This window comes from Chloroflexota bacterium (assembly GCA_018648225.1).
Classification (GTDB): Bacteria; Chloroflexota; Anaerolineae; order Anaerolineales; family UBA11858; genus NIOZ-UU35.
In genome coordinates this window covers 1-12,105 of the sequence record JABGRQ010000165.1, presented here as the reverse complement: position 1 = coordinate 12,105, position 12,105 = coordinate 1, and the positions used below count along the sequence as shown (strand labels likewise).

10 protein-coding genes are annotated in these 12,105 nt (G+C 54.4%); 8 read left to right on the top strand and 2 right to left on the bottom strand.

Translation table 11 applies throughout. From position 1 onward, the window contains the following. From HN413_15445 to HN413_15435, 3 genes are all read left to right on the top strand, one after another. The coding region (locus HN413_15445; GenBank protein MBT3391792.1) for an FtsX-like permease family protein at nucleotides 1–1,140 on the top strand (1,140 nt) is incomplete at its 5' end. Nucleotides 1,141–1,155: 15 nt separating this feature from the next. Beyond that, nucleotides 1,156–1,812, top strand: a complete 657-nt coding sequence (locus HN413_15440; protein ID MBT3391791.1) for a hypothetical protein — start codon at nucleotides 1,156–1,158, stop codon at nucleotides 1,810–1,812. A gap of 30 nt (nucleotides 1,813–1,842) precedes the next feature. Next, nucleotides 1,843–3,699 carry a sortase gene (locus HN413_15435; GenBank protein MBT3391790.1) on the top strand — a complete coding sequence of 619 codons (1,857 nt, stop codon included), beginning with the start codon at nucleotides 1,843–1,845 and terminating at the stop codon, nucleotides 3,697–3,699. A gap of 11 nt (nucleotides 3,700–3,710) precedes the next feature. On the opposite strand, the gene HN413_15430 is transcribed toward HN413_15435, so the two are convergent. Next, nucleotides 3,711–5,348: a hypothetical protein gene (locus tag HN413_15430; GenBank protein MBT3391789.1), complete on the bottom strand. Its 1,638-nt coding sequence runs from the start codon at nucleotides 5,346–5,348 to the stop codon at nucleotides 3,711–3,713. 226 nt (nucleotides 5,349–5,574) lie between these two features. Between HN413_15430 and HN413_15425 the strand changes: the two genes are divergently transcribed. The 5 genes from HN413_15425 (at nucleotide 5,575) to HN413_15405 (ending at nucleotide 11,172) form a co-directional block, all read left to right on the top strand. Next, complete coding sequence (locus HN413_15425; protein MBT3391788.1) at nucleotides 5,575–6,615, top strand: hypothetical protein; 1,041 nt, start codon at nucleotides 5,575–5,577, stop codon at nucleotides 6,613–6,615. 120 nt (nucleotides 6,616–6,735) lie between these two features. Further along, the gene (locus HN413_15420; protein ID MBT3391787.1) at nucleotides 6,736–6,924 is read left to right on the top strand and encodes a hypothetical protein; all 189 of its coding nucleotides are present in this window, start codon (nucleotides 6,736–6,738) and stop codon (nucleotides 6,922–6,924) included. An 81-nt stretch (nucleotides 6,925–7,005) separates the two neighbouring features. Continuing rightward, nucleotides 7,006–8,835, top strand: a complete 1,830-nt coding sequence (locus tag HN413_15415) for a hypothetical protein (GenBank protein ID MBT3391786.1) — start codon at nucleotides 7,006–7,008, stop codon at nucleotides 8,833–8,835. Nucleotides 8,836–8,933: 98 nt separating this feature from the next. After that, the gene (locus HN413_15410) at nucleotides 8,934–9,500 is read left to right on the top strand and encodes a hypothetical protein (GenBank protein ID MBT3391785.1); all 567 of its coding nucleotides are present in this window, start codon (nucleotides 8,934–8,936) and stop codon (nucleotides 9,498–9,500) included. A 133-nt stretch (nucleotides 9,501–9,633) separates the two neighbouring features. Beyond that, a complete protein-coding gene (locus HN413_15405) occupies nucleotides 9,634–11,172 on the top strand; it encodes a sulfatase-like hydrolase/transferase (protein ID MBT3391784.1) in 1,539 nt (512 codons plus the stop codon). Nucleotides 11,173–11,237: 65 nt separating this feature from the next. Here HN413_15405 and HN413_15400 read toward each other — a convergent pair whose 3' ends face one another. Then, nucleotides 11,238–12,044, bottom strand: a complete 807-nt coding sequence (locus HN413_15400; protein ID MBT3391783.1) for a high-affinity iron transporter — start codon at nucleotides 12,042–12,044, stop codon at nucleotides 11,238–11,240. Nucleotides 12,045–12,105: the final 61 nt, after the last annotated feature.

Here is a 12,105-nt window from a genome sequence, read left to right as displayed (position 1 = left end):
GTGGCCGCGGTGATCATCATGATCGCCATCAGCGCCGGCGCCGAGGCTACCATTGAGGAAGAGATCATCAGTTTAGGTTCCAACTTGATCTTCGTGCAAGGCAGTTTCAGCCGGGGAGGTCCCGGATCCGGCAGCGGAAATAGCGGGGGGTTGGTCTACGACGATGCCTTTGCTATCGCCGACGAAGTCAACGGCGTGGCGGGCGTGGTCGTCGAACAGTCCAGCAGCGAAACCGTCAAAGCCAGTAACAACAGCATCGATGGCGTCTCGGTGCTCGGCTCCACCGAAGACCTGCCCTCCGTGCGCGATATTAATATTGCCCAGGGGCGCTATTTCACACAACAGGAAATTGACCGCACGCAAAAAGTAGTTGTTTTGGGCGCCAGCCTGGCTGAAGAACTCTTCGGCGACACCCCCCCTGTAGGGCAAACCGTCACCGTAGGCACTACAAAATTCACCGTTATCGGCGTTTTCGCCGAAAAAGGGCTCGTCGGTGATGTCGATTACGACTCGCGTATCTACATGCCCATCACGGTCGTCTTTCAGAAATTCACTCCCTCGCAGTTCGCTGCCATGAGGGGCGACAGCGTGCGCCTGATCTACGTTGAAGTCGCCGAAGATGCCGACCAGAATGATGTGATTTTACAAATTGAGCTCTTGCTTGCCAAACGACACGATGTCAGCCTGGATGAACCCGATTTCAGCATCACCACCCAGCAAGATATTATCACTACCCAGGAAGCCACCACCGAAGCCTTCCGCAATCTACTGGCCTGGGTGGCTGCTGTCTCGCTGATCGTGGGTGGTATTGGCATCATGAATATTATGATGGTCAGCGTCACCGAGCGCACCCGCGAGATTGGTATCCGCCAATCCATCGGAGCCAGCCCCAACGACATCCGCATGCAGTTCCTCACCGAGGCGCTGCTGCTCTCCCTGGTCGGCGGCCTGATCGGCGTCTTCGTCGGCGTGGGCGGTTCCTGGCTCTTCAATTTCACCGGCGGGATGCGCACCGTCATCGTCCCCAGTTCGATCCTGTTAGCTTTCGGTTCGTCTGCTGCGGTCGGTATTTTCTTTGGCTACTATCCGGCCAATAATGCCGCCCAGCTTGACCCGATTGAAGCGTTACGACACGAATAAAAAAAGGAATACAAAATGAAAAAATCGATCCTGATCCTCACCTTATTAACCACTATGCTGATCCTGTCCGCCTGCGGTGGTTCCGCTTCCGAGGCAGAAAGCGCCGCTACCCAACTCACCAGCACCGGAGAAGATGATCTCTCGGTGGAAGTGCAGCTTGCCCTAGGAACGGTGAAACTCGACGAAGGCGAAAACGCCATCGACGCGGCGCAAGCCGCGGAGTTGCTCCCGTTGTGGAAAGCGCTGCGCAGTTTCAGCGGGAGTGAAATTACCGCCCCCGAAGAAGTAGATGCGGTCGTCTCGCAGATTGAAACGACCATGACCAACGCCCAAATCAAAGCGATTGCAGCCATGCAGCTCTCGCGCGAAGATTTCGCCAGCGTATACGAAGCGTTGGGCATCGAAATTGCGTTTGGTGGCGATGACATCACCCCCGAAATGCAAGCCACCATGCAAGCAGCCCGCGAGAGCGGCGAAGGTCCGCCCGAAGGTTTTGGTGGCGGGCAAGGCATGGGCGGCGGTTCCGGCGGCGGTGGCGGCGAAACCGCGCTGGATCCCGCAGCACGCGAAACCGCGATTGCCGAGCGCGGCGGCACGCGCGGGGCAGGCGTAGGCGTCAACACCGCCCTGCTCGATGCGATCATCGAATTTCTGGAATCAAAAACCCAATAGCAACGTATAATAAGGTGATAATCTCTTTGCATGAAAAATGACTGTCACCTTATGATTACCCATCAAACTGTGATGCGAAAATACCTTCGAGCCACCTCCCTCATTCGGGTTTGCCTGTTTCTATTGACTTTGACCCTCGCGCTGCCCCTCACCGCTCTGGCGGAAAGCGGCGTGCAGCCCTATGGCGCGGTACACCAGGCCTGGATTGATCCATCGCCCAGCAACCCCGGCATCGAATACGGCAATGCTATCGCCATGCACGGCGATACTCTGGTGGTAGGGGCGCAGCACGACAATGCCACCATCGGCATAGATACCATCTACTACGTGGGGGCAGTTTACGTCTATGTGCTCGAAGAGAATACCTGGGTTTTGCAAGCGCGGCTCTCGCCCAACGATCCTGAAAGTGGCGATCTGTTCGGCAGTTCAGTAGACATCTCCGGCGATACGCTGGTTGTCGGCGCGGTGGGCAGCGATGGCACGGATGATACCGGTGAATATGCCCCGGAAATGGGGGCGGTTTACGTGTTCACACGCAGCGGAGAAACCTGGACTCAACAGGCCAAAATCGAACCGCTGGATGGTCTCGAGGACGATAATTTTGGTAATGCGGTTTCGCTGATCGGTGAGCGTGTTGTTGTGGGGGCCAGCAGCAAAGATATTGGCACAACGTCAAACGCGGGCAAAGTATATTCGTATTATCGCAACGGCAGCAAATGGTATGCCGCTCAGAGCATTACCGCCCCGAAAATCGAAAAAAACGCCACTTTCGGCTCTTCAATAGATTATGACGGCGCGCGTGTTGTCGTTGGCGCACAGGCCGAAAAAGATGTCGGCGCGGCGTATGTTTTCTATCGCACAGGCAGCAAGTGGACGCTGGAATCCACGCTGGATGCTGACGACGATCAGCAAGGGGATAATTTCGGCGCATCGGTTGCCATTGATGGCGAAACGATTGTTGTTGGCGCGCCCTTCGCGGACCCCAATCTGGGCTTCGGCGACATCACCAACGCCGGGGCCGCCTATATCTACCGCAAAGCTGCCGGAGGCTGGCGACAGGAAACCAAACTCGTTGCCGAAAACGCGGCCACTTTCAGCCATTTTGGGAGATTTGTAAGTACCAACAATAACCGCGTCGTCGTTGGGGCCACGGGCTACAGCATCGGCAATATTCTGCGCGCCGGTTCGGCCTATGTTTATGATCGTAATGGCGGCGAATGGCCGCTGCAAACTCAAATCTTCTCGGCCGACCCATATATTGACGCCGGTTTTGGGGCCAGTATCACTTTTGATGACGAGATTATTTTCATCGGCGAGCCGGGCAGCGATACTGTCAATCGTGCAGGCCGCGTGCATATTTATGCGCTGCGCGAGGGCGTATTGCCAGAGACCGGCTTTGCCCCCAATTCAATGACGGAATTATCACAACCCCCCGCGAGCGTTGACACCAGCCTGGGGGATTTGCAGATCAGCATCCCTGAGATTAGTCTGCAAACTGAGATTGTCTCTATCCAACGGCGGGCCAACACCTGGGGCGTGGACTGGCTGACGACCTCGGTGGGGCATCTGGACGGAACCGCGTATCCTACGCATGTGGGCAATACGGTGCTCGCCGGGCATGTCAACCTCCCCGATGGTAGTAACGGCCCCTTCGCTGCCGTCGACCAACTCCAATGGGGAGATGAGATCATCCTGCGCCTCGATGGGGTCAACTATATTTACGAGATCCGCTCGATCTACACGACCGACCCCCATAATTTAGACATCCTTGAAAAAAATGATGGCTACGACTGGCTGACATTAATCACCTGTGCCGAATTCGATGAAACCAGCGGCATTTTCAGACAGCGCGTTGTGGTTGAAACGGTTCTGGTAGACCAAAGATAAAGCCCCCAAAATTACTTGCTGACTTCTTTTACGAACAAAGTCCATAGTACATGATAATAATCGGCTTGAGCGCCTTCGATAATCTCAACTGAATTACCTTCCCAAACGCCGCCATCCCTGCGCCCAATAATGCTATCGTAAACCAGCCAGATGTAGTTATCCTGAAACATCAGGCAGATGCTATTTTCTGGTCTTTGAGCGCAATCGCCGGAATACGGGGGTTGCTCTACATAATCGGAGGGTGGGGCAGGCACAGAATTTGTTGGCGTTGGTACAGATATAGGCTGAGATGGGGTTTGAGCTAATGGGGCTTCAATACGCAATTTCAGCGTGGGATCCCCCAATATGACCGAGGTGGCAAAGTGCAACTCGCGCTCCTCAGACCAGGGCCAGGCCAATGGCACATTAACATGATCGAGAATCGCATCGCCAAAACTCTGCCCTTGAGACATGGCAGTAGCGATATTATGCCCAAAAAAACCGTTTTGGTTGGTGCCCATGCCGCCTGAATTGTTGGTGGTGCCTCTGGCAACCAGCGCCAAACTATTGGGGCTGTAAAGCGCTGCTGTGAGGAAGTTATCGGCGTAATCCAGATTTCCAACCGCACAGCCATCGCTCCAGAAGAATGCCGTACTGACAGGGTTGTTTTCTACCCAGAGGATGTCGATTTGCCCATGTGCGCCCCACCAACCATGCGCACTGAGTACAGCAAAGTCGGCTACACCCGCCGACATATCACGATAACCCTGAGCCGCGGTCAATCCAGTCACAGCGCTATCAAAATAGAAATGCACATTCGGCGCGTTACTAAACGGGGTCCAAGAGTAGTCCCCGTCGGTCAGCCATCCAACAACTTGATCATGTTCAGCCATTGTCGTAGCTGTATGATGCTCATTTATTTCGATAAAAGCGCGCGGCATTGTATATTCGCCCATTCGGTAGGCGTGATTTTTGATGAAATAGCGTTCAACGGCTTGAACTGTGGCGTTGAACTCGTCTTTATAAACTGGCATCACCCCCACCCAAATTTCCCAATCGACTTCACCTTCATGGATATTGTACGAGTACTCAAATCCACCGAGAGAACTATAATCGTCCGTTATATCGAAAATACCATCCAGGTCGCTATAGTATTGGAAACTGATGACTTCTTCCGGCTCCAGGGGTGCATTTGGCCCCGATGAGGTCATGAACGTCTGATGCGCATAGGGCAAATCACCCATCAATATCGCCCCGCTCAAGTGTTCCTGATTCTCCAGATAGAGATTAGCCAGATACGCGCGTATTGCTGGCGGATTCTGAAAATCTGAAATACGCTCGATGATTGTATATCCATCCGCACATAAATCAGCTTCAAACTGATCCAAACCAGAGCGAATATTGGCTGCGAGCAACGGCTCGACAATTATCACAACACTCTTTCCCGAATGACTGCACGCTGTGACTGTAGTCAGCGGGCCGGTTGGTTCTGGCAATGAAGAATTTGCAATTGGCGCTTGTGTGGCAACTGCTATAGTTCGCACTTCAGTTTGCGTCGGTTGGCCCAAAGCGCGCTCAGCAGGCGTTGGCGCTATAGATAACGGCAGATTACAGGCAAGCCCCAGCGTGAATATAGTGACGAAAAGAAAAGCAATCCGATTTCTTTGCATTTGAGAAACTCTCCACGATAGGTTAAAGATTATATCAACAACCGTTGCGCGCTCATGGCTTGTCGGGGCGGCTTTCCAGAACCTTCGGGGCTCCGCCGCAATAATAGATATTTCGGGTACAATTGCAGTGAACTTGGCGATTCGGAAAATCAGAAATTCGAAATACACTCTGTCTCCCGGGTTTCGTAGTCACCGCAATTCAACCATGTAAGATGAGGTTACGCATATGAACACAAAAAAAATCATCATTCTGCTGAGCGTCAGCATCCTATTGCTGCTATTCAGCGGCTGCGATTTTCCCAACAGCGAAGGGGAAGAAACCCTCTCTGCGGAGAAAATTCTCACCGCGGTCGCCGAAACAGTTTCTGCCAGTCTCTCGCTCACACCGCCCGCCACCGAAACCAGCACCCCGACAGCAACCGCCACTGAAACCGTGACCCCCACGGCTTCTCCCACTTTCACCAGCAGCCCGACAACCGCGCCAGCGGTGAACCCAGGCACGCAAGGCGGCTGCGACAGCGCCGCCTTTGTCAGCGATGTCACCATCCCCGATGGCACGGTGCTTGCCCCCGGCGCAGCCTTCACAAAAACCTGGCGCATTCAAAACGCCGGAACCTGCACCTGGAACACCAGCTACGCGGTCGTTTTCGTGAGCGGCACCCAAATGGGCGGGGCCAGCCCACAGCTATTGACCGCTGACGTCGCCCCCGGCTCGTCGGTAGATATTTCTGTCGCCATGACCGCTCCCGCCACCGCGGGTAGCTACACCGGCTACTGGCAGCTCAAGAACGCCGCCGGGGTTACCTTTGCGCAATCGTTTTACGTGCAAATTCAGGTTGGCAGCGGAGCTACCCCCACGGCGACCGCCACTGGCCCCACCCCCACGCCGACGCTCACCCCTACCGGCCCAACACCCACAACCGATCCGAATGCGGCCAACAAGCCGGATTTAGCAATTTCATCCTATACATCCGTATCGGGTTCAGGAAATAGAGAAATCGATTTTGTCATAGTGATCGCGAATAACGGTGGCACTGCCGCCGAAAATTTCGTTGTTGAATGGTGGGCAGGCGACGAAATCGGAAATACGCCAGCAGAATCGGAGACAATTTCTATCCCGGCCAACGGCACAAAGGAGTGGAAATTCTCTCACGGCTATGACAGTAGCGGCCCCTACACGACAATAATCAAACTCGATTCAGTTGGCAATAAAGTTGACGAAAGCAACGAAACGAATAATACGCATAGCAGTACTGTGTCGCCGTAGGCAACCAAAACCGACCATTCATCAAAAACATATTTCCAAAAGACCTTTCAGGTTTTTGAAACCTGAAAGGTCTTTTAACGGTAAAATAAAAGCCATTCGCACGCTAAGGAGTATAAAACCATGTCCAACCCCCTTTATATTGATCCCAGCACTGGCGGGATGCTCTTTCAGGTTCTCGCCGTTATTTTTGCCGCACTTTCCGGCGTGATTTTGTTCTTCTCTGGCCGGATCAAAATGTTCTTCAACCGCATTGCGCGCAACATTCGCGAGCGCGGCGAAGAAGCCCCCGAAACCAACGAAGAAAACTGAAACGCAAAGCCGTAAGGATGCAGAGTCACAAAGATTTTTAATATTCTTCTCGGCGCCTTTGCGCCCTTGCGTTAAAACCCTATGAACACTATCCTCCTCGGCCTGGACGCCTTTGACCCCCAAATTTTCGAAAATTTAAGCGCGCAGGGGGTGCTCCCCGCCCTGACGAAATTCGCTGAACAGCAGCATTACTCGCGCTTCGCCGTCTCTGCCCCGCCGCAAAGCGAAGTCTCCTGGACGAGCATCGCCACCGGGCTGGACCCTGCCGGTCATGGCATGTTCGATTTCGTCCACAGAAACCCGGCCAACTACAGCCTGTTCGTCTCGCTGCTGCCCACCCGCCAAACGCGCCTGGGCACCGAATTCGCCCGCCCTCACGAAAGCCACACCCTCTTCGACGAAGCCATCCAGCAGGGCTATCCGGCCACTTCGTTGTGGTGGCCGGCTACTTTCCCGGCGCGCCTCGATTCCCCCGTCAGGCAAATCTCCGGCCTGGGCACCCCCGATATTCACGGTCGCCTGGGGGTTGGCGTGGGCTATTATTACGGAGAAACGCCCCAACAGGCCGATGCCAAAATCCCCGTGGAGAATCTCGAAAAAAAAGCGGGGGACTCATTTTCTGGAAATCTGGCTGGGCCAGCGCAAAAAAAATCCGATTCCGCCCCAAGCGCCAGCAGCGCATTTGAACTCAGCTTCCAGGACGCAGGCCGCGCCCGATTGACTCTCGGCAAACAGACCATTGACCTGACCCTCGGCCAATGGAGTCCGATTTTAGAAGTCAAATTCAAAATGGGCTTCATGGTCTCGGTTCATGCCGTCACGCGCGCCATCCTCACCCGGGGACTCCCCGAACCGCGGCTCTACTTTTTGCCGTTACAAATTCACCCGTTGCACCCTATGTGGCGCTACGCCACGCCGCGCGGCCTGGTCAAAGATGCCTGGAGCGCATCTGGCGGTTATCTCTCGCTGGGCTGGCCGCAAGACACCACCGCCCTCGAAGAAGGTTGGCTCAGCGACGCGCAATTCCTGGCGCTTTGCGAAGAAATCTTCGAAACACGCCGCCGCGTTTTTATGCACAATCTGGAAAACTACCGCGAAGGCGTACTGGCTGTGGTATTCGACACTCTCGACCGCGTGCAGCACATGCTCCAACACCAGCGCCCCGACATCATCGAAAAATGGTATACAAAATTTGACCGCGTCGCCGGGGAAGTTATCGCCCGCGTCGAGCAGATGCCCTCCAAAGCGCAATTGCTGGTCGTCTCCGATCACGGTTTCGCCGAATTCGATACCAAAGTTCACGTCAATCGCTGGCTCGAAGAAAAAGGCTATCTGGCGACCAAGCCCGAAACAGAAAGCTCGCTCGAAAACGCAGACTGGGGCAAAACACAAGCCTACGCCCTCGGGCTGAACAGCCTGTATCTCAACCTGAAAGGCCGCGAAGGCCAGGGCCGCGTGCCTTCTGATCAGATTGGCGATACGCTCGAAAACCTGCAACGTGATTTACTGGCCTGGCATACCCCCGACGGGCGCGCCGTCTTCAACAGCGTGCGGCGCAGTAGCGAACTGCACACTGGCCCCTACGCCGAACTGGCCCCCGACTTAATTTTGGGCTTCAAACGCGGCTTCCGTGCCTCCGCTGAAACCGGCCTAGGCAAGTGGAAATCTACCAGTCTCGAAGAAAATCGCGACCACTGGCGCGCCGATCACTGCATTGATTCCGATCTCGTCCCCGGCGTACTCTTCTCCAATCAAGGCTTCAAGGGCGTCTCACAGCCATCCTACCGAGATTTCCCACAGATTGCTATCGGCATGACGCCCAAAGCCAATGCCACCCCGCCGCGCAGCGATCTCAACACCGAGGAGCAATCCGACCTCGAAGAACGCCTCAAGGGGTTAGGCTATTTATAATTTTTAACGCAAGGGCGCAAAGTGGCAAAGACGCCAAGTATCTTTTTTGTTTCCCTTTGCAGCCTTGCGTCCCTGCGCCTTTGCGTTATACACTTGCAATGAAAATTTTCAAACTCTCCAAACCCAACTTGTGGACGCTTTTCCTGATGACCGCCTTCCCCACGCATGTGTGGACGATTCTGTTGGCTTTTCAGGATTTCTCCTGGATGACCGCGCGTAACAACAGTTGGGATGCCGTCGGCGTTGGAGCCTATGGTCTGCTGGCTGCCTTCGTGGAGAGTATTTTTGTCTTTGTTGTTGCCTTGCTGCTCAGTTTGTTGCTGCCGCGATCATGGGATGAGAAAAAACGTCTCGCCGCGCTCACCGGCCTGATATTTATTGTGGCAATCGCCGAAATTCTCAATCAACTCTACTTCCTGAACGGATTGCCCCCGAGCATTTTCGCCTTTCTCCTTCACAGCGGACATCCGCTGCGCTATCTCTACGGCACAACACTGGTCGTGAGCATCGCCGCATTAGCATTGTCGCTTTACTTCACCGCTACATCCAAGAAATTTGTCGACGCGGCACAAAACATCATTGAACGTCTCTCTCTGCTGACCATGCTTTATTTGCTGCTCGACTTCGTCGGGCTGGTGATTGTGGTCGTGCGCAATCTATCATAGTGCGATTTCCAACCTCAGTAAAAAGCTCACCGCAGAGAACGCCGAGTTCGCGGAGAAAAATGAAAGAAATTCTCTGCGCTCTCAGCGCACTCTGCGGTAAAGATTTGCGTGCATGTGGTAAAAAAATATCCTTATGATAACTTCTCTCTCTCGCCGTGATTTTCTCAAACTGGCCGGGCTTTTCTCAGCCGGGGCTGCCCTGCCGGGCTATTTGCGCCCCAACCTGTTGAACGCTAACGCCAACGGGCAAAACGTGCTCATCATTGTCTTCGATGCCTGGTCGGCAAAAAATATCTCGCTCTACGGCTATGATCGCCACACCACACCCAATTTGGCGCGACTAGCTGAAAAGGCAATTGTGTATCACAAACACAGCGCCGGAGGGCATTTCACCACGCCGGGCACAGCATCCTTGCTGACCGGCACCACCCCGTGGACGCACCGCGCTTTCAAACATAACGACATCGTAGACCCCGGCCGCGTGCAGCATAATTTATTCAACACCTTCCCGTCGTATCATCGTGTATCCTATACGCACAACCCCCTCGCCGACACAATCCTGAAGCAATTTCTGACGGATATTGACGAGCACACCCCCTGGCAAGATTTATATCTGGAGAGCGACCCGCTGGTAAGTAATATTTTCGCCAACGATCAGGATGTCGCCCTGATTGGCTGGCGACGGGCGATGAAGCGCCTGGAAGAAGAAGGCCATTCGTATACGCTCTATCTCTCGCAAATTTACCAGCACTTTGCCTTAAAAAAAGTCGCCCAACTCAACGAGCAATTTCCCCGCGGCATTCCCATCTATAATGATCTGGGGCTAAACTTCTTTACCCTGGAGCAAGGCATTGACTGGACGCACAATCTGCTCGGCGAGTTGCCGCAGCCTTTTTTGGGCTATTTCCACTTTTTGCCGCCGCACGACCCCTATCATACACGCCACGATTTTGTGGATGCTTTCGTAAACGACGGTCTTGGCCCGCGCGAAAAACCATTGCACCCCCTCGACCAGGGGATTGCCAAAAGCCGCATGATCGAGCGCCACCGCTGGTATGATGAGTTTATTCTCTATGTAGATGCCGAATTCGCCCGTCTGCACACCATGCTGGAACAAAGCGGCCTGCTCGAAAATACCTGGCTGGTGCTGACTGCCGATCATGGCGAGATGTTTGAGCGCGGTATTCTCGGGCACGTGCCACCGGTTTTCCACGAACCGATTATGCACATTCCGTTGATGATCTTCCCGCCGGGACAAAGCGAGCGCGTGGATGTATACGAGCGCACATCGGCGATTGATTTACTGCCTACGCTGCTGCAACTTACCGGGCAGGATATTCCGGGCTGGGCCGAGGGGCTGGTACTGCCCCCCTTTGCGGCTGCCACCCCGCGGGCGGCGCGCGAAATTCCCATGCTCCAGGTGGAGGGTTACCATCCGGATGGCAGCATCCACAAAGCCACGACTGTGCTTCAACAAGGGGATTTTAAAATCATGTGGTATCTGGGATACGAAGCCCTGGATGCAACCGGCGAATATATTGAGCTTTACGACCTGGCGGCTGATCCTGAAGAAATGAACAATCTCTACCCCCGGGAAAAAACCCGCGCCGACGAAATGCTGGCCGTGCTGCGCGTAAAACTAGATGCGTTGAACGCTGAACTGACCAGATAATTAATAGCGGTGAAACTGTTCTAGCGAGGTGACAGGCACTTCAAAAGTGCCTGTCACCTATCCACTTAGGAAGACAGCACCTGCCTGCGCCGCAACCCGAAAAAGATAGCCACAAAATAGAGCAGATAGCCCGTCACTTCGCTGAGCGAAGGGTTGCCGTTATAGCCAAACAGCGATTTCAGCACCACGCCCAGGGGGCCGTTCTCGTCCACAATGTGATTTACATCCCATAGATGCTCCACCAGCGCCGGAATCCAGCCAACCTCGTTAAATTCGTGGATGCCGTGCGCCACCAGCCCGGCGGCGAATATAATCAGCAAAAAACTCGTCACCTGGAAGAAACGCCGCAAATTCAGGCGTGCAGTGCTGGCAAACAGCGACCAGCCCAGCACGGCGGATGCCGCCAACCCGAGGGCCGCGCCAAGCAGGGTTTGCGCCGCGGTGGAGGTGATCGCAGCCGCGGTCAGGAAAAGCGCCAATTCAATCCCCTCACGAACAACCGCAAAAAATGAGAGCGCAAATAATGCCTGCGCGCGGCTACTCTGCGCCGCCCGGCGGACATCGCTCTCAAGTTCACTTTGCAAGGTGCGCGCCTGACGCTGCATCCAGAAAATCATCCAGGTGAGGACTGTGGCCGCGGCAAACATGGTAAGGCCTTCAAAAATTTCTTCGGTAGCGCCCTCAAAGGAGGCCCCAAGCAGATTCAGCAGCCACGCGCCTATGATGCTAACCGCCGCCGCGCTCACAACGCCCAGCCACACCGCCGGAGCCAATTCGGTGCGCTGCAGCTTGCGCAAAGCGCCAAAGACAATCCCAATAATCAGGGCGGCTTCGAGGCCTTCTCTCAACGCCAGTAAGAAACTGGGGAACATGTGCAAACTCCTTAAAATACCGATAAAAATAGTCCGATTTCGAGAATTGTATCAATAGAGC